Genomic DNA, 21601 nt, shown 5'->3' on the forward strand with positions numbered 1-21601 from the left:
CGTGCGCCGCACGATCGTTCCGGTCCTGTCGGCAGCCCTGCTGGGGCTGACAGCCCCGCCTGCCTCGGCCGACACGGGCGGGACGCCGACCGCGACCCCCGCTCCGGAGGCGGTCTACGTGGTCGCGCGCTCGTGGCCGGGCTACTACGACACCAACGTGCAGGAGGTGTGGGCGGTCTCGCCCGACGGCGCCCGCCGGGAGCTGGTCGGTGCGGTGCGCGGCACCGTCGCCGCGGTCGGGCCGACGGGCGACCGGGTCGCCGCCTGGGACGCGACCGACGACACCACCGCGCGGACACTGTTCGTCAGCGGTCTGGACGGCCGGTCGAGGCGCGCCGTCGCACGCTTCGGGGCGGACTCCTTCGGCGGCGAGGTCTCGTGGTCGGCCGACGGGACCACCCTGCTCGTCAGCGAGGGCGACAAGCTGTGGCTCGCCCACGTCGACGGCGAGCCGCCGGTCGAGGTCGCGCACTCGGAGGGCCTGTCGGGCGCGGCGTTCGACCCGCACGACAGCGGCGCCTACGTCGCCAGCACCGGCAGGCAGGTCGTGCACGCCCGCCTCGGTGAGGTGCCCGTGCCGGTGCCCGGCACCGAGTCCGAGGGGTCCACCGCGGCGCGACTCTCGCCCGACGGCTCGCGACTCGCGTTCTCGCGGTTCCGCTGGACCGACGCGACGCACAAGACGGCGGTCAACGACGTCGTCGTGCAGGCCCTCGACGGCTCGCAGCAGACCGTGCTCTCCTCCACCGAGCTGCCTGCCGGCACCACGTGGTCCGCTGACGGCACGTCGCTCTACGGCCTGCGGGGCGTCAACCCTCCGGGGCAGAGCTTCGGCCCTGCGGACGTGTTCCGCTCGCCGCTCGACGGCTCGGTCGCGGTCGACGTGACGGAGACCCCCGACCTCGACGAGGTGGCGCTCATGGGGGTCGGGACGAGGTCGGCCTGGGCGGCAGCGCCGACGGTCAACAGCATCGAGCTCGCCGCGAGCGCACTGACGCTGTCCTTCACGCCTGCGACCGGGACCACCGTGCGCGTCTACACCTCGCCGAGCCTGGTGCCCGCCGCACCGGGGACCCTGGTGGCCGACGCCGCCACGAGCCCGCTGGCCGTCCCGGTCGAGCCCGACGAGGCGGTGACGCTGACCCTGGTGTCGATCGACGCCTCTGGGACGGAGGTCGGTCGCGCAGTGGCGCACGCCGAGGCCGTCCGGCCGGCCGTCGTGACGCTTCCTCCGACGACGTCCACGGCCACGGCGGACCTCGCCTTCCCCGTCTCCTTCTTCCCACCCGACGAGCGGCTCATCACCAGCTACGACGCCGAGTACGCGGTGCGTAGCCCCAGCGGCGCCCTGTCTGCCTGGACGACCTACCAGCAGACCGGCTCGTTCGCTCCGGCGCGCCCCGGCACGACCTACGTCCTGCGGGCGCGCGTCCACGACCGCTTCGGCAACGCGGGCGGCTGGGTGGTCGGGCCTGCCGCGTCGGTGCCGTTCGACGACACGGCCGGCCGCTACTCCGCGGGCTGGCGCCTGCAGCACGTCAAGAGCCGGTTCCTCGGGACGCTGCACACCACCAGCCGCCCCGGCTTCTCAGTGGTCTTCCGTGGCACGGGCAGCCAGCTGCGTCTGGTCGGAGACCGCGGCCCGACCGCGCTGCGGTTCCGGGTCTACGTCGACGGCAGGGCCGTCGCGGTGGTCGACCCGCGTGCGGCGCGCGCGGCCGTGCGCAAGGTCCTCTGGTCGACGCACGGTCTGCGGCGGGGGCGCCACGTCGTGAAGGTCGTCGCGTTGAAGACGCCGCACGGTCGTACGTTGGCGCTCGACGGCTTCGTCGCGGCGCCCTAGGTGCCGGTGCGCTCCGCGGCGTGACGCTCGGCGACGACGCCCTCGAGGAGGACGGCCACTCCGTCGTCGTCGTTGCTCGCCGTGACGAGCTCGACGGCGGCCAGCACGTCGGGGTGGGCGTTGGCGACGGCGTAGGCGGTGCCGGCCCACGCCAGCATCGGCAGGTCGTTGGGCATGTCACCGACGGCGACGACCTGCTCCGGCCCGAGGCCGCGCTCCTCGCAGAAGCGCGCCAGGGTGCTGGCCTTGGTGACGCCGGCTGCCGAGATCTCGAGCAGCGCGTGCGGGCCGCGCGTGGAGTGCGTCGCGGTCACGGTGTCGCCGAGCACCTCGCGGGCAGCTTCGAGCAGCTCGTCGGAGTCGTGGTCGCTCGAGCGCACGAGCAGCTTCGCCACCGGCGAGTCGACCAGCTCGGCGATGGCGGCGACGCGCACGTCGGGCATGTCGGCGTCGGAGACGTAGTCGGCCTCGCGGCCGAAGCTGGTCGCCGTCTCGACGGCGAAGCGGACGCCGGGGAACGCGGCGCGCAGGTCCTCGGCCGCCTGGCGCGCGACCTCGACCGAGATGGGGAACGACTCGACGACCTGCTCGGTGTGCAGGTCGTAGACGAGGGCGCCGTTGGTGCAGATCGCCAGGCCGGAGCCGCCGGTCGCCCGGGCCACGTCGCCGAGCCAGCGCGGTGGGCGGCCGGTCACGAAGACGACCGTGACCCCCGCCTGCTCCGCAGCCCGGATGGCCTCGACCGAGCGCTGCGAGATCGAGCCGTCGGAGCGTACGAGCGTGCCGTCGAGGTCGGAGGCGAGCAGCTCGATCACGCGAACCACCGCTCCAGCGCGGCCGCGCAGCCGTCGGCCTCGAAGTCCTCGGTCACCAGATCCGCGGCGTCCTGCACCTCGGCGGGCGCGTGGCCCATCGCCACGCCGACCCCGGCCCACTGCAGCATCTCGAGGTCGTTGCGCCCGTCGCCGACAGCCAGCACGCCCGTCTGCGCGACGCCGAGCCGCTCGCACACGGTGGCGAGCGCCGTGGCCTTGCTCACCCCGACGGGAGTGAGGTCGAGCCACGCGTCGTAGCCGACGGCGTACGACACGTCCTGCAGCCCGAGGCGAGCGATGATCTCGAGGAAGTGCTCGGACTCGTGCTCAGGACTGCGCAGCACGACCCGCGTCACCGGCTCCTCGACCAGCGCGTCGATGTCGAGGACCACCTGCTCGCCGGTCAGCTCACCCGGCGGGAACGGCGCGCTCACGTGGTAGCCGACCCCGAGCTCCTCGACCGCGACCAGGGCACCCGGCACCTCGCGCCGCAGGACCTCGAGCGCCGGACGGGCGTCGAAGGTGACGGTGTCGGTGACCACCGGCGGGTCGAGCGTCGCGATGACCGTGCCGTTGCTGCACACCAGCCAGCCGTCGGCGAGGCCGAGCTCCGCGGCGACCGGGCGGGTGCCGAGCACCGAGCGACCGGTCGAGAGCACGAGGGGTACGCCTGCGGCCCGGACCGCCGCCACGGCCGCGCGCACCCGCGGCGAGATCGACTCGTCCGGCGCCACGACGGTGCCGTCGAGGTCGAGGGCGACCAGTGCCGGCCGCCACGAGGGGTCGAGCGGCACTCAGCGCCCCGCGACCGGCTCGAGCACGTCGCGGCCGACGTAGGGGCGCAGCACCTCGGGCACCACGACCGAGCCGTCGGCCTGCTGGAAGTTCTCGAGCACAGCCACGACGATGCGCGGCACCGCGACCAGGGTGCCGTTGAGCGTGGCGACCGGGCGGGTGCCGCTCTCGTCGCGGAAGCGGGTGCGCAGCCGGCGGGCCTGGAACTCGGTGCAGTTGGAGGTCGAGGTGACCTCGCGGTAGCGGCCCTGCGTCGGCACCCACGCCTCGCAGTCGAACTTGCGCGCGGCGCTCGAGCCGAGGTCGCCGGTGGCGACGTCGATCACGCGGAACGGCAGGCCGATCTGCGTGAGCACGGCCTTCTCGTGCTCGAGCAGGCGCTCGTGCTCGTCCTTGGCGTCCTCCGGGCGGCAGAAGACGAACATCTCGACCTTGTCGAACTGGTGCACGCGGATGATCCCGCGGGTGTCGCGGCCGTGGGCGCCGGCCTCCTTGCGGAAGCACGCCGAGTAGGCCGCGTAGCGCAGCGGCAGCGCGCCGCCGTCGAGGATCTCGTCCATGTGGAACGCGGCCAGCGGCACCTCGGAGGTGCCCACGAGGTAGAGGCCCTCGTCCTCGAGGTGGTAGACGTCGCCCGCCGCCTGGCCGAGGAAGCCGGTGCCCTCCATGGCCTCGGGGCGCACGAGCACCGGGGGCAGCACGGGCGTGAATCCCGCACGCACCGAGTAGTCCTGGCCGAAGCGCACGATCGCGTTGGCGAGCAGGGCACCCACGCCGGTGAAGAAGTAGAACCGCGAGCCCGACACCTTGGCGCCGCGCTCGAGGTCGATGGCGCCGAGGCGCTGCCCGATCTCGACGTGGTCGCGCGGCTCGAAGTCGAAGGCGGTCGGGGTGCCGACCTCCTCGACGAGCCGGAAGTCGTCCTCGCCGCCGACGGGGGCGTCCGGGTCGACGACGTTGGAGACCGCGAGCAGCGCGGCGTCAGCAGTCGCGGCGGCCTCGCCCGCGGCGGACTCCGCGGCGCGTACGTCCTGCGAGAGCGCCTTGGTACGCGTCAGCAGCTCGGCCTTCTCGTCGCCCTTCGCCTTCGCGACCTGGGCGCCGAGCGCCTTCTGCTCGGCGCGGAGGGCCTCGAAGCGGGACAGGGCCGCCCGGCGGGCGGAGTCGGCTTCGACCAGGGCGTAGACGAGCGACTCGTCCTCTCCGCGGGCCCGCTGGCTCGCGCGCACGGCGTCAGGGTCTTCACGGAGGAGCCGCAGGTCGATCACGCCTCCGAGCCTAACGGTCGCCGCCGGTCCGGCCCTTTCGGGATGTATCCGCTCAGGGTCTGGACATCGCCCGTGGTCGCCGGCAGGTTGTCGGTCGACGCGACCCCCGACCCCGATGCGGAGACCCACATGCGCAGCCAGCTCTTCAGCCAGGAATTCCTCGAACGCACCTCGCCCGAGTCGTTCGCGCTGCAGAACAGCAAGATGCTCAAGGTGCGGCTGCAGGCCGCGACGGTGATGGCGCGGCAGGGCTCGATGGTCGCGTTCCAGGGCGACGTGCGCTTCGACTACCAGTCGGCCGGCGGCATCGGCAAGGTGATCAAGAAGGCCGTCACGGGCGAGGGCCTCGACGTCATGAGCTGCACCGGCAGCGGTGACGTGTTCTTCGCCGACAACGCCGCCGACGTGCACGTCTTCGACCTCGACGGCTCCGACGGGCTCTCGGTCAACGGCGCCAACGTGCTCGCCTTCGAGCCGCAGCTGAAGTGGGACATCAAGATGATCGGCAGCGCGGGCATGCTCGGCGGCGGGCTCTTCAACACCGTCTTCACCGGCACCGGCAAGCTGGCGATCACCACCAAGGGCACGCCCGTCGTGCTCCAGGTCGACGCGCCCACCTTCGTCGACACCGACGCTGTGGTCGCCTGGTCGGCATCGCTGCAGACCTCGCTGCGCTCGGGCGGGTTCAAGCCCGGCGCGCTGATCGGCCGCACCTCCGGCGAGGCGTTCCAGCTCGGCTTCGCCGGCCAGGGCTTCGTCATCGTCCAGCCCTCGGAGAACGTCCGCGCCGGCGGCGGCTCGGGCGGCGGCGCCACGGGCGGCATCGGCGGCATGCTCGGCCGCCTCGGCGGCTAGCCCCTCCTGCGGAGCGACGTTTGGCACGATGTGACTCCTCGCCAATCAGATGGGCAAGAAGTCACATCGTGCCAAACAGCGGGCGGAGCGCTAGAGGCGCTGGCGGCGGGTGAGGTAGGTCTGGATGACCACCACGACGACCAGGAACGCGCCGTTGACGACCGGCTGCCAGTTGGCGTTGCTCAGGTTGAGCTGGTTGATGATGTTGGCGATCACGCCGAGGAGCAGGACGCCGGCGAGCGTGCCGCCCGTGGTGCCGGCGCCGCCGGTGAGCAGCGTGCCACCGATGACCACGGCCGAGATCGCGGTCAGCTCGAAGCCGACGCCGATGTTGGGCACGCCCGAGGACGACTGGGCCGCCTGCATAGCCCCGCCGAAGCCGGCCAGCAGGCCCGACATGACGTAGACCCACATCTTGGTGCGCGCCACGGGCAGGCCCATCAGCCGGGCGGCGTCCTCGTTGCTGCCCATGGCGAGCACGGTCTGTCCGAAGCGCGTGCGCTGCAGCAGCAGGGTGCCGAGCGCGAACAGCCCGATGGCGATCCACACCGGCCACGGCAGGCCGAGCACCGAGCCCTGGCCCATCGTGGCGAAGTGCGAGCCCGACGGCACGACGTGGACGACGCTGCCCTCTGTGGTGAGAGCGAGGTCGAGTCCGCGGGCCGCCAGCAGGGTCGTCAGCGTCACGATGAACGGCGCCATGCCGAACGATGTGATCAGGACGCCGTTGAGCAGCCCGATCGCTCCGCACACCACCAGCGGAAGCACCAGGGCGAGCAGCACGCTGTGCTCGGAGCCCCAGGCGGCGAGCACGCCACCCAGCGCGAACACCGAGCCGACCGACAGGTCGATGCCGCCGGTGAGGATGACGAACGTCATGCCGAGCGCGACCACCGCCGTGAACGAGCTCGTCAGCGCGATGTTGCGCAGGTTGTCGACGCTGCCGAACGAGTCGAAGGCGAACGACGCCACGATGCCGGTCAGCACCAGCACGACGAGCGAGCCGCGGCGCTGGGCGACCTCCGCGTACTTCTCGTAGCGCGTCAGCACCAGGCCGGTGGGCGCGTCGGCGGACGCACCGGCCGGGCCCGCGCCGGTCTCCTCGACCCCGACTCCAGGACTCTGCATACCGGTGCTCACGCCTTCCGTCCGAGCTGTGCGTAGACCGCGACCGCGATGATGGCCGCCTGCACGAGCTGCGCGGCCGAGTCCTTGAGGTTGTGCGCGATCAGCGTCGAGTGGATCAGCTGCATGAGGATCGCTCCGGCGACGGTGCCCACGATCTTGACGCGGCCGCCGGAGAGCGGGGTGCCACCGACGACGACGGCGGTGATGGCGCTGAGCTCGATCAGGTTGCCGAGGGTGTTGGGCGTGCTGGCCGTGAGCCGCGCGGTGGCGAGCACGCCGGCCAGCGCCGCGAGGGCCGCGGACACGACGTAGACGGTGATCAGCGTACGCCGCACCGGCAGTCCGGCGAGCTCGCTCGCCACGCGGTTGCCGCCGATCGAGACGACCTGGCGGCCGAACGTCGTGCGCCGCACGACGAACGCGACGACCACCGTGATCACGACCGCGATCAGCACGAGGTAGGGGATGCCGGCGACGCTGTTGGCGCCCAGGTCGAGCAGGGTGCCGTTGCGGATGTCGGCCTGGTTGTCGAGGATGATGTTGGCCAGCCCGCGGATGCCGATCAGCGAGGCGAGCGTCGCGACGATCGGCTGCAGCCCGATGTAGGACACCAGCCAGCCGTTGAGCAGCCCGACCAGCACCCCGCCGACCAGGCAGACCAGCACGGCCGGCACCACGCCGTAGCCGAGGTAGGTCGGGAGCAGGGCCGAGGCCAGCGCCATCACCGAGCCGACCGAGAGGTCGATGCCCTCGGTGCCGATGACCAGCGCCATGCCGAGCGCCACGATGACGACCGGCACCACCTGGATCAGCTGGGTTCGCAGGTTGTCGACGGTCACGAAGTTGTCGGTGAACGCCAGGTCGATCAGGAGCAGGACGACGAGCGCGGCGTAGACGCCGTTGTCCTGCATCCACCCCGGCCGCAGCCGTGGCAGCGTGCGGGGGGCGATGGCCTCACTCGCCATGGGTGTCTCCTCCGGAGGTCTTCGCGGCCAGCAGGTCGAGCAGGTGGCCCTCGGTCACGTCCTCGCCGGAGACGGTGCCGACGACGCCGCCCTCCTTGAGCACGACGATGCGGTCGGAGCCCTCGATGAGCTCCTCGGTCTCGCTCGAGATGAGCACGACGGCCAGGCCCTCCTCGGCGAGCTCGGCGATGAGCGCCTGCACCTCGGCCTTCGCGCCGACGTCGATGCCGCGCGTGGGCTCGTCGAGCAGCAGGACCTTGGGCTTGGTGCACAGCCAGCGCGCGAGCAGCACCTTCTGCTGGTTGCCGCCGCTGAGCTGGGAGACCAGCTGGTCGGGCGAGGACGCCTTGATGCGCAACCGCTTGATGAAGGTCTCGACGATGCGGTCCTGCTTGGCGCGGGAGACGAGCCCGCCCTTGGACAGCTGCGGCAGCGCGGCGAGCACGATGTTCTCGCGCACGGAGAGGTTGGGGATGATGCCCTCGACCTTGCGGTCCTCGGAGAGCAGCGCGATGCCGGCGCCGAGCGCCGCGGCGGTGCTGTGCTTCTTGACGTGCTTGCCGTCGACCACCACCTCGCCGCCGTCGAGCGGCAGCGCGCCCACGATCGCCTTGGCGGTCTCGCTGCGGCCGGCCCCGAGCAGACCACCCAGACCGACGACCTCGCCGGGGGCGACGTCGAACGAGATGCCGTGCAGGGCGTGCTTGCTGGTCAGGTCGCGCACCGAGAGCACCGGCCGGCCGTCGCGCGCGTGGCCGCCGCTGAGCTCGGTGCGGCCCGCGGCGCGCACCGTGGAGACCTCGCGGCCCAGCATCATCGAGACGAGCTCGAGCCGGGTCAGCCCGGCGAGCTCCCCGGTGTGCACGACGCGGCCGTCGCGCATGACCGTCACCTGCTTGCAGATGCGGTAGAGCTCGTCCATCTTGTGGCTGACGTAGATGATCGCCACGCCCTGGGCGTTGAGCTGCGAGATGACGCCGAACAGGATCTCGACCTCGCGCGGCTCGAGCGAGCTGGTCGGCTCGTCCATGATGACGACGCGCGCGTCGATGGACACCGCGCGGGCCAGGGCGACCATCTGCTGCAGACCGAGCCCCAGCGAGCGCAGCTGTCGCGTGACGTCGACGTGCACGCCGTACCTGCCGAGCAGCTCGGCCGCCTCGCGGTTCATGCGCGCGAAGTCGATGAGCCCCAGCCGGTTGCGCGGCTCGCGCCCCAGGTAGATGTTGCGCGCCAGGCTCTGCAGCGGGATGAGGTTGACCTCTTGGTAGATCGTGCTGATCCCGGCGTCCTGCGCGGCGGCCGGGCGGGCGAACCGCACGGGTGAGCCGTTGTAGCGCAGCTCGCCCGAGTCGGGCTGGTAGACGCCGGTGAGCACCTTGATCAGCGTCGACTTGCCGGCGCCGTTCTCGCCCACGACGGCATGGACGTCACCCGGGCGCAGCGAGAACGACACGGAGTCGAGGGCGAGCACGCCCGGGAACTGCTTGACGACGTCGACGACCTCGAGCACGGGCCCGGCGGCGGGCTGGTCCACGGTTCTCCTTGCAGGTGCAGGTGTGCGGAGCCTCGGACGCCGGATGGTACGCAGTGGTGCGCCCCGGCGCCGACGCTGGGGCGCCGCCCCGCCCGGAAGGGGACACGACCGGGCGGGGCGGCGAGCTCGCGCTGTGGCTGGTGCGCCAGGCTCAGAAGGCCTTGGAGACGCCGGCCTTCGCGTTGTCGGCGTCGTACTGGCCGTCGGAGATGATGACGTTGGCCGGGATCGCCTTGCCGGCGAAGAAGTCGGTCAGCGTGGAGAACGCCAGCGGACCGAAGCGGGGGTTCGACTCGATGACCGCGTTGTACTTGCCGTCGACGATGGCCTGGACCGCGTTCTTGGTGCCGTCGATCGAGACGACCTTGACGTCCTTGCCCGGCGTCTTGCCGGCGGCCTTGATGGCGACGATGGCCCCGAGGCCCATCTCGTCGTTCTCGGCGTAGACCGCGTTGATGTCCGGGTGCGCCTGGAGCAGGGTCTCCATGACGGCCTGGCCCTTGTCGCGGGCGAACTCGCCGGTCTGCTGGGCGACGATCTTGATGCCGGGGGCGCTCTTGACCTGGTCGACGAAGCCCGAGGTGCGGTCGGTGGTGACGTTGTTGCCCGACGAGCCGAGCAGCACCGCGACGTTGGCCTTGCCACCGGTCGCCTTGATGAGGGCGTCGGCCGCGCGCTTGCCCTGGTCGACGAAGTTCGACCCGATGAAGGTGAGGTAGTCGGTGCAGGGCGTCGCGTTGACCTTGCGGTCGATCGTGACGACCGGGATGTGCTTGGCAGCAGCGGCCTTCAGGGCCGGCTCGAGGCCGTCGCTGTTGAGCGGCGCGACGATGAGGGCCTGCGCGCCCTGCGTGATCATCTGCTGGATGTCGGAGATCTGCTTCGACAGCTGGGAGTTCGCGTCGGTGTGCAGGAGCTTCTTGACGCCGAGCTTCTTGGCCTCGTCCTGGATGGACTTGGTCTCCGCGATGCGGAAGGCGGCCGTCTCGGGCTCGGACTGGGAGAAGCCGACGACCGCGTCCTTGAGGTCGATCTTCGTGGCACCGGTGGACTGCAGCGTGCAGCCGGCGTCGGAGGCGGCGTCGCCGGAGGCGGCGGGCGCAGAGGACGCTGCGTCAGAGGCGGCGGGCGCCGAGCTTGCGGCGGGGGCAGCCGCTGCGGCGCCGTCGGACGACGCGGCCGCCGGGCTGTCCGAGCTGCTGGAGTCCGACTTCGCGCACGCGGTGGCCGAGAGGGCCAGGGCGAGCGACGCGACACCGATGCCGGCGCGACGGATGGCCACCGAAGTGGGCAGAAGGGCGCTCATTGACCGTCTACTCCTTGAGAGTCTGCTGCTGAGGTCGAGCGGACGCGTCGGCGGTGCTCGCCGGGAGCGCGTGCTCGTGTGGCAGGGACACTGCCAGGCCGCGATCACAGGTGTCAACAACCGATCAGTAACGATCGGGACACGCACGCCTGCCCCAGCACCCCGCTCAGCGTGGTGTGAACGTTCTCATCCGGTTCGCGGGCGGCAAACGCTCATCCCCGGTCAGGCCGCGTCCCAATCCGGACGCGGACCGTTCGCGTCCCAGCCCAGCGGCACGACGTAGGGCTGGCGCCGCGTACGCGTCGTGTCGTAGGCGTGGAAGACCAGGTGGTCGTCGCCCGCGGCGTCGGTGAGGACGCTGTTGTGGCCCGGGCCGATCAGCCCTGCTACGCCGGTGTGCAGGACGCTGGCGCCGGAGCCCACGAGCGACCACGGCCCGGTGACCGCGTCGGCGACAGCGAGCCCGACGCCGTAGGTGTCGTCCTGGAAGTTGCCGGCGGAGAAGAACATCCAGTAGCGGCCGGCGCGGTGGACGACGTGCGGTCCCTCCAGCGTGTGCCAGTCGTAGCGAGCGCCGTAGATCTCGCGGTCGGCCTCGAAGCGCTGCCAGTCGGCCGTCGCGCGCAGGAGCAGCTGAGGACTTCCCGCCAGCGAGGTCGGCGACTCGAGCCGCTGCACGGCCAGGACCGTGCCCGGCCGCTCACCGCTCAGCTCGTCGGTGGCGAAGAACAGCCACCACGTGCCGTCACGGTCCTGGAACGGCGACGGGTCGATGGCGAAGGGCAGGTCGGGGCTGAGGTCGACGCCCGCGTCGACGAAGGGGCCGAGCGGGTCGCGTGAGGTCGCCACGCGCAGGTGGTGCGCGGACTGCTCGCTGCCGACCGAGTAGTACATGACCCACGTGCCGTCCACGTGCGCGACCTCCGGCGCCCAGTAGCTCGCCTGCGGCGGCTCGTCGGCCAGCCGCTCGAGGGCGCCGCCCCGGTCGGTCCACGTCACGAGGTCGGGCGAGCTCAGGACCTGGAAGGCCCGGTCGCCGCCCGGGCCGCCGGTGCCGTACATGACGTAGCCGTCGGGCACGCGCAGCGCGAAGGGGTCGGCGCACGTGCCGGTCCAGACGGGGGCGGGAGTCGTCACGGTGCTCCTCTGCAACGTTGGACACGAGCGTCTGACAGCATGGCACCCGTGCCGACCAGCCTGCTCGTGGACTACGGCTGCGTGATCAGCCTTCCCCAGCCCGCCGCCGCCGTACGCGCGCTCGAGACCGCGGTCCCCGACGTCGCGCCGGTCGACTTCTGGCACGGCTACTGGGACCTCCGGCTCGACTACGACCGCGGGATGCCCGACCTCGACTACTGGAGCGGCGTCCTGGGCCGCCCGGCCACCGAGGCGGAGTCGACGCGGCTGACCGAGCTCGACATCGCCGGCTGGAGCACCGTGGACGAGCGCGTGACGGCCCTGCTCGACCGCGCCGTCGACGCCGGCGTGCCGCTCGGGCTGCTGTCCAACGCCCCCGTCACCATGGCCCGGGCGCTGGAGGCGGCCCCGTGGGCCGCCCGCTTCACGAGCCTCACGTTCAGCGGCGACCTGCGCGTGGCCAAGCCGGACGCCGAGGCCTACCTCGCGGCGGCCCGCGCGCTGGGGGCGCACCCCTCCGAGGTCGTCTTCGTCGACGACCGCCCCGAGAACATCGCCGGCGCGCACGCGGTCGGCATGACCGCGCTGCACCACACCAGCGCCGACGCGCTCGAGCGCGACCTGGGCCGCCACCTCCCGCTGCGCTGACTCGACGTAGCCTGCGCGCATGCCACGAGTCCTCGTCACCGGGTCCACCCAGGGCATCGGCCTGCAGACCGCGCGCGACCTGGTCGCGGCCGGCGCCGACGTCGTCCTGCACGCCCGCACGCCCGAGAAGGCCGAGCAGGCCCAGCGCGACGTCCCAGGTGCGTCCGGCGTGGTCGTCGGCGACCTGTCGTCGGTCGACGCACTGCGCGAGGTGGCCGAGCAGGCGGCGGAGGAGGGCGCGTACGACGCCGTCATCCACAACGCCGGGCTCGGCGCCAGCCCCACGCGCGTCGAGACCGCCGACGGGCTGAGCGAGATCTTCGCGGTCAACGTGCTGGCGCCCTACGTGCTCACGGCGCTGCTCCCGCCCCCTCGTCGGCTGGTCCTCCTCACCTCCGGCCTGCAGGCGCAGGGCAAGCTCCGCCTCGACGACCTGCAGTGGAGCTCCCGGCGCTGGCACGGCATGCAGGCCTACAGCGACTCGAAGCTGCACGACGTCGTGCTCGCGCTGTGGTTCGCGCGCCGCTGGCCGCAGGTGAGCAGCAACGCGGTCGACCCCGGCTGGATCAAGACCCGCATGGGCGGTGCGGGCGCGACCGACGAGCTGCCCGAGGGCGCCGAGACGCAGGTCTGGCTCGCGACCTCCGACGAGCCGGCGGCGCTCGGGTCCGGGCGCTACCTGCGCCGGCGCCGCGAGCTCGAGCCCAACCCGCAGGCGCTCGACGAGTCGCTGCAGGACGCGCTGGTCGAGCGCCTCGCCGAGCTCTCGGGCGTGCAGCCGCCGACGTAGTCCCCGGGGTGCGCACGGGCGGGTGCTGACCGACGATGACAGGCATGCAGCGAGAGGTCCCCGGCCCGGGGCAGCAGTCGGTGTGGGACTTCCCGCGCCCGCCGGCCGTCGAGGCCAGCTCCCGCCGGGTCGTCGTCGAGCTCGGCGGAGCTCCCGTCGCCCGCACGTCGCGGGCGCTGCGGGTGCTCGAGACGAGCCACCCGCCGGTGTTCTACGTGCCCTTCGAGGACGTCGAGCCCGGTGCCCTGGAGCCGGCGCCCGGGTCGTCGTGGTGCGAGTTCAAGGGGCGGGCGGCGTACGTCGACGTGGTCGCGGGCGGGCAGCGGGCCGCCGCTGCCGGCTGGCACTACCCCGACCCCTCGCCCGGCTACGAGCTGCTGCGCGGCCACGTCGCGTTCTACCCCGGCCGGATGGGCCGCTGCCTCGTCGACGGCGAGCTGGTGCTGGCGCAGGAGGGCGACTTCTACGGCGGGTGGATCACCTCCGAGGTCGTCGGGCCGTTCAAGGGCGGCCCGGGCACGCGCGGCTGGTGACGCGCGCTCAGTACGCGGCGCCCTCCTCGCGCACGCGGGCCAGCCACGCCTGCGCCTCGCGGAACCGCGCGTCGGCCTGCGCGCGCTCGGCCGGCGCGGGCGCGACGCCCGCCCGCCGGTAGGAGCCGAGGTAGCGGACCTCCGCGCACACGCGGCGCAGTCCCATCAGCGCCTCGCCGACGGGCGCGTCGTCGACGTGGCCGTCGCAGTCGATGAAGAAGCGGTAGTGCCCGAGCCGCTCACCGGTCGGCCGCGACACGATCGTCGTCATGTTGACCCCACGCACGCTGAGCTCCTCGAGGATCTGCATGAGCGCGCCCGGGTGGTCGTGGCGGATGTAGCAGACCAGCGTCGTGCGGTCGGCGCCCGTCGGCAGCGGCGGCGGCACCGGGCGGCTCAGCAGCGCGAAGCGCGTCACCGCGTCGGGGTTGTCGCCGACCTGGTCGGCCAGCACCTCGAGCCCGTAGGTCGTCGCCGCGATGCGGGCCGAGAGCGCCGCGTCGTAGGCCGCCGTGCCGGTCGCGAGCGCCTCGGCCGCCGCCGCCGTCGACGACGCGGTGACGTAGGCCGCCCCGGGCAGCGTCTGCGACAGCCAGCGCCGGCACTGGGCCTCGGCGTGCGGGTGGGTGCCGACACGCCGCACGTCGTCGAGGGACGTGCCCCGCCGGGCGAGCAGCGCGAAGTTGACCGGCAGCAGCACCTCGGCGGTGATCACGAGCGGAGCCCCGCCGGCGAGGTCGTCGAGCGTCGCGGGCACCGCGCCCTCGACGCTGTTCTCGATCGGCACCATGGCGAGGTCCGCCGCCCCGCCGCGGACGGCGTCGAGTGCCAGGGGCACCGTCGCGTACGGCGTCAGCACCGAGCCCTCGGCCGGCGAGGTGGAGCGCAGCGCAGCCTCGGTGAACGTGCCCGCGGGACCGAAGTAGGCGTACGTCGTCGGCTCGGTCACCGGCGCGCGCCCTCGCCGCGCCGCGCGAACGACACGGCCTGCTCCTCCTCGGGCGAGAGGGCGTGCTCGCTGGCGCCGGCCTTCACGCCCTTGGCGTAGGTGCGGGTCTCGGAGCGCCCGTTGATCGAGGTGAGCACCACGCCGTCGCCGCCGTCGTCGAGCAGCGCGGCGGAGAACGAGAGCCGTCCGCCCATGTCGCCGAAGGCGTCGTAGCGGACGACGGCCACGTGGCGCAGGGAGTCGGCCACCTCGGCGCGGGCCCTGCGCGCCTCGGCCATCGCGGCGGCGGTCTCGGCGCGCACCTCGGCGACCTGCGCCGACTGGCGCGCCATCAGCGTGAGGACGTCGTGCCCGCCCTCGGCCCCGAGCACCGCGAGCTGTCGGCGGGTCGAGCGCAGGCGGAGCAGGGCCCAGGCCGCGAGCAGCAGCGCCAGGGCGGCCACGACGCACGCGACGAGCGCGACCGTGCCGGCGTCGTGGGCACTCAGGTCTGGCACGCGGCGATCGTATCCAGAGGTGGCGACGGGACCCCCGTACCCGTCGCCATCCTCCACAGAGGAAGAGGGCGGCGGGCGGCCGTTGATACAGCTCAGTGGTGCTCGGACAGGGCGAGGCCCTGCTCTGCCTCGTCGACCGGCGCGGCCTGCCCGTCGCGGTCCGGCGCCGGGCGGGTCCCTCCGCGCAGCACGAGCACGTGGACGGCGACGAAGATGAGCACGGCCCCGGCGCTGAAGGAGGACTGCGCGAGGCGCTCGAGCGGCAGGGGGGCGGCACCGGCGTACATCCAGCGCCCGGCGCGCCAGGGCAGCTCGAGCGGCGCGCAGTAGAGCAGCCAGACCGCGACCCCTGCGGCCGTGCGCAGCCGGGCGCGGCCGTCGCCCACCAGCCCGAGCATCGCCGGCACGACCCAGACCATGTGGTGGAGCCAGGCGATGGGCGAGACGAGCACGGTGAGCAGGCCGACGACCGCGACGGCCAGCACCTGCTCGCCCGCGCGCGACAGCTTGGCCGCCAGCCACAGGCCGTAGGCCGTGACGGCGGTGCCGATGACGCCCCAGAGCAGGTGCCCCCCGGTGCCGGAGGGGCCGAGCCGCGCCGCCGCGCCGATGATCGAGCCGTTGTAGGCGATGCTCGTGCTGCCGATGCGCGAGGAGTCGAAGAACGCCTGGCCCCAGTAGACGAACGTCGCGTGCGGCACGACCAGAGCCGTGCCGACCGTGAGCACCACCGCCGACACGACCGCGCCGCGCGCCTCCCGGAGACGCCCGGCCAGCACGTAGAACACGGCGAACAGCGCAGGGGTCAGCTTGATCGCCGCGGCTGCACCGACGAGCGAGCCGGGCACCCAGCGGCCGCGGCGGGTGACGTCGACCAGGCACAGGGCCGTGAGCGCGACGCCGACCTGGCCGAAGTAGAGCCCGTCGTCGACCGGCAGGGTCCAGCACCCTGCGGTGGTCAGCGCCGCCAGCGCGACGGGAGCCGCGTCGCCGCAGCGGGCCAGCAGCGGCCGCGCGCTGATCGCGGTGACCAGCACCATCAGCGCCACCTGGACCACGACCCACGCGCCCTGCGCGACGCCGAAGGGCACCATCGCGAGCGGCACGGCGACCACGGCCGCGAACGGCGGGTAGGTGAACGGCAGCAGGTTCGGCACGTCGGTGACGTAGTCGTAGAGCGAGCGGCCCTGCAGCAGCGACTGGCCCGCCGCGCGGTAGACCTCGAGGTCGACGTTGCGCCGCCAGGCGGCCACGTCGAGGTCGGGCACGAGCACCGGCCCGACGCCGAGCAGCAGCACCGCGACGCCGAGCAGCCACCACGACCACGGGATGCCCGACCAGGGCCCCGACGTCCGCGGACCTGCGCCGGAGCGGGGTCGGGGAGCCGGCTGCACGGCCCTCAGCGTACGGCGCGGCACCGTCGGTGCCAGCCCGTAGCCTGCTCGTCGACAACCGGACGGCGAGGGGGCGGGCGCGTGCATCGAGCAGTCGTACGCGTGCTGCTCGCCTGCGCGCTGGCCGCGGTCGCGCTGTGCACCGGGCTGACCGCTCCCGCGCAGGCGGCCCCGGGCGACCGCCCGCTGGTCGTCCTCGGGGTCGGCGGCCTGCGCTGGGACCAGCTCTCGTCGAGCTCGACGCCGGGGCTCTGGTCGCTGCTCGACGGCGCCGCGCTCGGCTCGCTGGTGACGCGCACGGCGCGGCCGGTGACCTGCCCGAGCGACGGCTGGCTGACCATCGGCGCCGGCCGCCGGGCCCAGGCCGTGGCCCACAGCGGCCCTGCGGGCAGCCGCGAGCGGTGCCCTGCCCAGGGCCCGGGCGTCCGGGCCGGCTCCGGCACGGCCTCGGTCGCGGGCTGGGCCGGGATCCTGGCGCGGGCCGACCGCTCGGACTTCGACGCGCAGCCGGGCCTGCTCGGCGAGACCCTGGCGGCCGCCGACCGCTGCGCCCTCGCGGTCGGGCCCGGCGCTGCGCTCGCGCTGGCCACGCGCGACGGCTCCGTCGTGCGCTACCTCGGCTCGGCCGCCGAGCTGGACGGCCCGGCGCTGACCACCTGCCCGGTGACCGTGGTCGACCTGGGCACGACCGACGACCTGGGCGCTGCGGACGCCGCCGCGGAGCGGCTGGCGCAGCTGGCGCGCTCCGCCGGAGCCGACACGCTGCTGCTCGGGGTGTCCGGCGACGGGCGGAGCTCCACCCCCCACCTCGGGGTCGCCGCCTACGCGGAGGCGGGCGCTTCCGGGCGGTGGCTGACCAGCCGGTCGACCCGGCGACCGACGCTCTCGCAGCTCACCGACCTGGCTCCGACGCTGCTCGACCGGCTCGCCGTGCCGCTGCCCGACACGCTGATCGGTGCGCGGCTCACGCCCGGCGACGTCCGCCCGGCTGCTCAGCAGGCCGTGGAGCGGCTGGTGCGCGACGACTCCGACGAGCAGACCGCCCGCCGCACCCAGGCGTGGTTCTGGACCGCGCTGCTCGTGCTGCAGGTGCTGCTCTACCTCGCCGTCGGCGTGGCACTGGGCCGGTCGTGGGCCGGGCCGGCGGTGCGGCAGCGCGCGGTCGGGCTGGCGCGGCTGGCTTCGTTGGTGTTCGGCGCGGTGCCCGTCGCGACCTTTCTGGCCGACCTCGTGCCGTGGGAGCGCAGCGGCGCGCCCACGCTCGTGCTCATCGCCGTGGTGCTGGCCTTCGCCGGGCTGACCGCGGCGCTGGCCGTGGCCGGCCCGTGGCGGCGCCGGCCGCTCGGCCCGCCGACGGTGGTCGGGGCGGTGACCGGTCTAGTGATCGGCGTCGACGTCGTGCTGGGCGGCTCGCTGCAGGAGGGCAGCCTGATGGGCTACTTCCCGACGGTGGCCGGCCGCTTCTTCGGGCTGGGCAACCAGGCGTTCTCGCTGTTCGCGACCGGCGCGCTGCTGGGCGCGGCCGGTGCGGCCGCCGCGCTGCTGGCCGCCGGCCGCAGCCGGGTCCTGGCCGCCGCGGCGGTCGGCGTCGTGGGCCTGGCGACCCTGGTGGTCGACGGGTCGCCGGGGCTGGGCGCCGACGTGGGCGGCGTGCTGGCGATCGTGCCGGGCTTCGCCGTGCTGTGCCTGCTGGTCGCCGGGCGCCGGCTCTCGGTCGGCCGGCTGGCTGCCGCGGGAGCCGCCGCGGTCGCCGCGCTCGCGGCGCTCGCAGCCCTCGACGCCGCCCGGCCTGCGGAGTCGCGGACGCACCTCGGCAGGTTCGCGCGCGACGTGGCCGGCGGCCGCGCGGTCGACGTCCTGCAGCGCAAGGCCGACGCCAACCTCGGCCTGCTCGTCAGCAGTCCGCTGACCCTGCTGCTGCCGGCGGCCTTCGCCTTCATCGTGCTGGTGCTGCGCCGCCCGGCCCGCTGGCACGCGCCCGCCCTGGCCAGCGCCTACGACCGCGAGCCGCTGCTCCGGCCCCTGCTCGTCGCCTTCCTGGTGCTGCAGGTGCTCGGCTTCGCCCTCAACGACTCGGGGGTGGCGATCCCGGCCGTCGCGCTCATGGTGGTCGTGCCGCTGCTCATCGCGGCGAGCGCGCAGGCGCTGCGGCTCGACGCCGCTGCCGCCCCGGGCTGAGCCCGGCCACCAGCACGGCAGCCACCACGGCCCAGGCCCACCACGGCGCGACGTCGCGGCGAAGCACGAGCGTGAGGTGCTCGACCCCGGCCGACAGCCCCTCCACCCGACCGGGCACGTACGCCGCAGCCAGCACCGCGGCGTGGGCGACCAGCAGCGCCGCCGCACGAGCCGACCGGGCGGCGCTGGGTGCGATCAGCGCGAGCGGCGCCCAGGCGATCGCGTCGTACCACGGCAGCGCGTAGGGCGCGGCCAGCACGTAGGCCGTGCCGAGCAGCAGCCAGGCGCGCGCCGCGTCGGCGCTCCGGTCGCTCCGCGCCGCCTCCGGCAGCAGGCGGTGCAGGGCCGCGACCAGGGCCAAGGCGAGGAGGACGGCACCGACGCGTACGAGCCAGCGCGACGTGCCGAAGCCGAGCGGCCCGTCGAGCGCGTGCGCCACCGGCCCCCACGGCGAGGCGAGGCTGACCATCTTGGCCGCGGGGCCGGTGCGGCTCAGGGCGTGCGGACCGGCGAGGGCGTACGCGGTGGCGACGACCCCCGCCGCCCCGACGAGCGCCCGCACGACCGCCGGCCGCTCGCGCCGCACCGCCCAGAGCACCGCGAGCAGCACGACGCCGAACGGCAGCTTGACCGACAGCGCTGCGCCCGCCAGGGCTCCCGCGAGCAGGGGTCCCCACCGCCCGGGGCGCCGCAGCAGCAGGACCGCGGCGACGGCCGGCAGCGCCGCGAGCGCGTCGACGTGGGCGCCGGCCACCAGCGCCCAGAGCAGCAGCGGGTTCAGCCCCCACAGCAGCAGCGGCAGCGGGTCGTCGGGGAAGGCGCGGGCCAGCGCTGCGCCCACCAGCGCGAACGCGGCGCCGAACAGCAGCGACAGCGCCCAGACGACGTGGCGCACGGAGTCGCCGCCGACCACCGCCGCACCGGCCATCGCGGCGGTGGCCACCGGGCCGTAGACCGAGGGCGTCGAGCGCCACGGCGGCCGCACGGCGCTGACGACCGGGTCGCGGTCCGAGCGCCAGGCGTCGGGCGCGACGGCGTACGCGTCGCCACCCTGCACCGTGATCCGGCCGTAGGCCGCGTAGCTGAGGTGGTCCGCCGAGCCCATCGGCGGCACCAGGGCGAGCAGGCCGACAGCGGCGCACGAGCCGGCGAGCAGGGCACGCACGCGCGGGCGCCATCCGGCGCGTACGGCGACGACGGCCGCGACCGATCCGGCGGTGCCGACAGCCAGTGCCAGCCAGAGCAGGGCGGTGACCGTTGCGGAGGACGCGCCGGCCCGTGCCGACCAGGGGGGCAGGACGCCTCGTGGACCGAGCGGCGGCGTCGCGGCGCTGTCGCCGAGGGCGCCGACGACGACCAGGAGGGCGACGGACAGGGCGACACCCGCGAGCCCGAGCCGGCCCTGTGTCCCGCCTCGCGAGCTGGGCACTGCCGGGTTCAGCGGCCGAGGCGGCGCAGGCGCGCGGGCACGAGGTCCTCGCGCAGGCCGGCGCGCGGCGGCAGTGCACCGCGGGCCGCAAGAGCGCGGGCGACGTCACGCCACTGCTTGGCCCGGTGCAGCTGGCCGCGCCAGTCGTTGCCCGTGGCGCGGTGGGCGACGTCGACGTCGAGCTCGGCCACGCGGAACCGCCCGCGCAGCAGGTCGACGGTCATGCCGGCCTCGACCCCGAACCCGGGCGCCAGGGGCAGCGCCGCGTCGAAGGCCGCGCGGGTCATCGCCCGCTGGCCCGACAGCGGCTGGCGCGGCTCCCAGCCCGAGACCGTGCGGATGCCGTCGCGCGCCAGGCGCACGACGAACCCGTGGCCGCCCGCCGACCCGCCGTCGGGCCGGACCTGCGGCGGGAGCACCCCGATCGCCAGGTCGAGCTCGCCCTCGGCGACCGGGGCCAGCAGCGGCTCCAGCCGGGTGGCGCTCGCACCGAGGTCGGCGTCGGCGAGGAGGAGGTTGCGGGAGGTGCCCTCCCGCGCGTCGATCGCGGCGACCAGCGCAGCGCCGGTCTCGAGCGCCGCCGCCTTGCCGCGCGTGCGTTCATGGCGCGCGACCAGCGCGCCGGCGGACTCGGCCGCGGTGCGCGTGGCGTCGGTGGAGCCGTCGTCGACCACGACGACGAGGTCGACGGCTTCGAGGGCGGCGAGGGCTGCGACGGTGGCGGCGATGCGGTCCTGCTCGTCGAGGGCGGGAACGACCGCGGCGAAGGAGGCGGTCTCGCCGGGGGTGCTGCTCGCGTCGCTGGTCACGGCGCGAAGGCTACTGCTCGACCGGCCGCCACGGCGGGGAGCTGGGGACCCGAGCGCTGCAGACGGGGGATGCAGCAGCGCCCGGGCTGAGCCCGACCTTACAACGATGCACCTGTTGCGTCTGCACCGACTCCGCGGTTGCGTTCGGCGCGTGAGGCGTGATCTGAGTCACACGATCCGCCATGCTCGCGCAACCGCGGCCGAAGTGCGTGAGTTCGTCCTGCTCTGGTCCCCCGAGGTCACGCGAACCCGTTCTCGCGACCGGGCTCAGGACCGATCGGACGACCGCCGCACCGTACGCGCGTCGAGGTCGATGACGGCCCAGACGGTGGTCTCGGGGCCCTGCTCGCGCACGCCCCAGTCGGCGGAGAGCCGGCGCACGACGCCGAGGCCGCGGCCGCCGGCGGAGGTCGCGCTCTGCTGCTGGAGCCGTGGGCGCGTGACCCCGCCGCCGTCGGTCACCTGGAGCGCGAGCCGGCCGTCCTCGAGGGCCCAGCTGACGCGTACCTTGCCGTCGGGCAGCGGGCGTGCGTGCTTGAGCGCGTTGCTCACCATCTCGGAGAGCACGAGCACGGAGACGTCGACGACGTCGTCGTCGACGCCGCGGCGGGCGAGGTCGTCCTGGACGCGACTGCGCGCCTCGCGCACGCTGGCGGAGTCGTGCGGCACCGAGATCTCACCGGTGCCGACCGCGTCGGGAACCACGAGCACAGCTCCTCCCCGGA

20 protein-coding genes are annotated in these 21601 nt (G+C 74.2%); 6 read left to right on the forward strand and 14 right to left on the reverse strand.

Annotation, left to right across the window (positions count from 1 at the left end; translation table 11 throughout):
• The first annotated feature begins 1 nt into the window (after position 1).
• Positions 2-1843: a PD40 domain-containing protein gene (locus CLV35_RS03400; protein WP_121191985.1), complete on the forward strand. Its 1842-nt coding sequence runs from the start codon at positions 2-4 to the stop codon at positions 1841-1843.
• Here the strand turns inward: CLV35_RS03400 and CLV35_RS03405 are convergent.
• Genes CLV35_RS03405 through serS form a run of 3 tightly spaced genes read right to left on the reverse strand, consistent with a single transcriptional unit; the run spans position 1840 to position 4721 of the window.
• Positions 1840-2658 carry a Cof-type HAD-IIB family hydrolase gene (locus CLV35_RS03405; protein ID WP_231121440.1) on the reverse strand — a complete coding sequence of 273 codons (819 nt, stop codon included), beginning with the start codon at positions 2656-2658 and terminating at the stop codon, positions 1840-1842. The two genes, CLV35_RS03400 and CLV35_RS03405, sit on opposite strands and share 4 nt — an antisense overlap.
• Entirely contained in the window at positions 2655-3452 is a 798-nt protein-coding gene (locus tag CLV35_RS03410; RefSeq protein WP_121191986.1) for an HAD family hydrolase, read from the reverse strand. Before CLV35_RS03410 ends, CLV35_RS03405 begins: the two co-directional genes overlap by 4 nt.
• Entirely contained in the window at positions 3453-4721 is a 1269-nt protein-coding gene (gene serS / locus CLV35_RS03415; protein ID WP_121191987.1) for a serine--tRNA ligase, read from the reverse strand. It lies immediately after the preceding gene.
• A gap of 129 nt (positions 4722-4850) precedes the next feature.
• Here serS and CLV35_RS03420 point away from each other — a divergent pair, with 129 nt between their 5' ends.
• A complete protein-coding gene (locus tag CLV35_RS03420) occupies positions 4851-5576 on the forward strand; it encodes an AIM24 family protein (RefSeq protein WP_121192346.1) in 726 nt (241 codons plus the stop codon).
• A gap of 90 nt (positions 5577-5666) precedes the next feature.
• Here CLV35_RS03420 and CLV35_RS03425 read toward each other — a convergent pair whose 3' ends face one another.
• From CLV35_RS03425 to CLV35_RS03445, 5 genes are all read right to left on the reverse strand, one after another.
• Positions 5667-6704, reverse strand: a complete 1038-nt coding sequence (locus CLV35_RS03425; protein ID WP_121191988.1) for an ABC transporter permease — start codon at positions 6702-6704, stop codon at positions 5667-5669.
• 8 nt (positions 6705-6712) lie between these two features.
• Positions 6713-7669, reverse strand: a complete 957-nt coding sequence (locus CLV35_RS03430) for an ABC transporter permease (RefSeq protein ID WP_121191989.1) — start codon at positions 7667-7669, stop codon at positions 6713-6715.
• Positions 7659-9206 (reverse strand): sugar ABC transporter ATP-binding protein, encoded by a 1548-nt coding sequence (locus tag CLV35_RS03435; RefSeq protein ID WP_231121442.1) that lies wholly within the window; start codon positions 9204-9206, stop codon positions 7659-7661. Before CLV35_RS03435 ends, CLV35_RS03430 begins: the two co-directional genes overlap by 11 nt.
• A 151-nt stretch (positions 9207-9357) precedes the next feature.
• Positions 9358-10512, reverse strand: coding sequence for an ABC transporter substrate-binding protein (locus CLV35_RS03440; protein ID WP_121191990.1), 1155 nt, complete (start codon positions 10510-10512; stop codon positions 9358-9360).
• 222 nt (positions 10513-10734) lie between these two features.
• Positions 10735-11649 (reverse strand): glycoside hydrolase family 43 protein, encoded by a 915-nt coding sequence (locus CLV35_RS03445; RefSeq protein ID WP_231121443.1) that lies wholly within the window; start codon positions 11647-11649, stop codon positions 10735-10737.
• Between the two features lie 48 nt (positions 11650-11697).
• On the opposite strand from CLV35_RS03445, the gene CLV35_RS03450 reads away from it, so the two are divergent.
• Genes CLV35_RS03450 through CLV35_RS03460 form a run of 3 tightly spaced genes read left to right on the forward strand, consistent with a single transcriptional unit; the run spans position 11698 to position 13620 of the window.
• Positions 11698-12297 (forward strand): HAD-IA family hydrolase, encoded by a 600-nt coding sequence (locus tag CLV35_RS03450; protein WP_231121444.1) that lies wholly within the window; start codon positions 11698-11700, stop codon positions 12295-12297.
• 19 nt (positions 12298-12316) lie between these two features.
• Positions 12317-13087, forward strand: coding sequence for an SDR family NAD(P)-dependent oxidoreductase (locus CLV35_RS03455; RefSeq protein WP_121191993.1), 771 nt, complete (start codon positions 12317-12319; stop codon positions 13085-13087).
• A 35-nt stretch (positions 13088-13122) separates the two neighbouring features.
• The gene (locus tag CLV35_RS03460) at positions 13123-13620 is read left to right on the forward strand and encodes a DUF427 domain-containing protein (RefSeq protein WP_121191994.1); all 498 of its coding nucleotides are present in this window, start codon (positions 13123-13125) and stop codon (positions 13618-13620) included.
• Between the two features lie 7 nt (positions 13621-13627).
• On the opposite strand, the gene pheA is transcribed toward CLV35_RS03460, so the two are convergent.
• The 3 genes from pheA to CLV35_RS03475 all read right to left on the reverse strand — a co-directional run bounded on the left by pheA (position 13628) and on the right by CLV35_RS03475 (position 16460).
• Positions 13628-14569, reverse strand: coding sequence for a prephenate dehydratase (pheA, locus tag CLV35_RS03465; protein ID WP_121191995.1), 942 nt, complete (start codon positions 14567-14569; stop codon positions 13628-13630).
• A complete protein-coding gene (locus CLV35_RS03470) occupies positions 14566-15066 on the reverse strand; it encodes a DUF4446 family protein (protein WP_231121446.1) in 501 nt (166 codons plus the stop codon). Before CLV35_RS03470 ends, pheA begins: the two co-directional genes overlap by 4 nt.
• Before the next feature lie 92 nt (positions 15067-15158).
• The gene (locus CLV35_RS03475) at positions 15159-16460 is read right to left on the reverse strand and encodes a glycosyltransferase 87 family protein (protein ID WP_183061646.1); all 1302 of its coding nucleotides are present in this window, start codon (positions 16458-16460) and stop codon (positions 15159-15161) included.
• A gap of 81 nt (positions 16461-16541) precedes the next feature.
• On the opposite strand from CLV35_RS03475, the gene CLV35_RS03480 reads away from it, so the two are divergent.
• Positions 16542-18638 carry a hypothetical protein gene (locus CLV35_RS03480; RefSeq protein WP_147431860.1) on the forward strand — a complete coding sequence of 699 codons (2097 nt, stop codon included), beginning with the start codon at positions 16542-16544 and terminating at the stop codon, positions 18636-18638.
• Here CLV35_RS03480 and CLV35_RS03485 read toward each other — a convergent pair.
• The 3 genes from CLV35_RS03485 to CLV35_RS03495 form a co-directional block, all read right to left on the reverse strand.
• A complete protein-coding gene (locus CLV35_RS03485; RefSeq protein ID WP_121191998.1) occupies positions 18583-20067 on the reverse strand; it encodes a hypothetical protein in 1485 nt (494 codons plus the stop codon). The genes CLV35_RS03480 and CLV35_RS03485 overlap by 56 nt on opposite strands.
• An 8-nt stretch (positions 20068-20075) precedes the next feature.
• Positions 20076-20876, reverse strand: coding sequence for a glycosyltransferase (locus CLV35_RS03490; protein WP_121191999.1), 801 nt, complete (start codon positions 20874-20876; stop codon positions 20076-20078).
• Positions 20877-21143: 267 nt separating this feature from the next.
• Positions 21144-21581 carry an ATP-binding protein gene (locus CLV35_RS03495; protein WP_231121447.1) on the reverse strand — a complete coding sequence of 146 codons (438 nt, stop codon included), beginning with the start codon at positions 21579-21581 and terminating at the stop codon, positions 21144-21146.
• Between the last annotated feature and the right edge of the window lie 20 nt (positions 21582-21601).

Origin of the sequence: Motilibacter peucedani, from assembly GCF_003634695.1 — a bacterium.
Classification (GTDB): Bacteria; Actinomycetota; Actinomycetes; order Motilibacterales; family Motilibacteraceae; genus Motilibacter; species Motilibacter peucedani.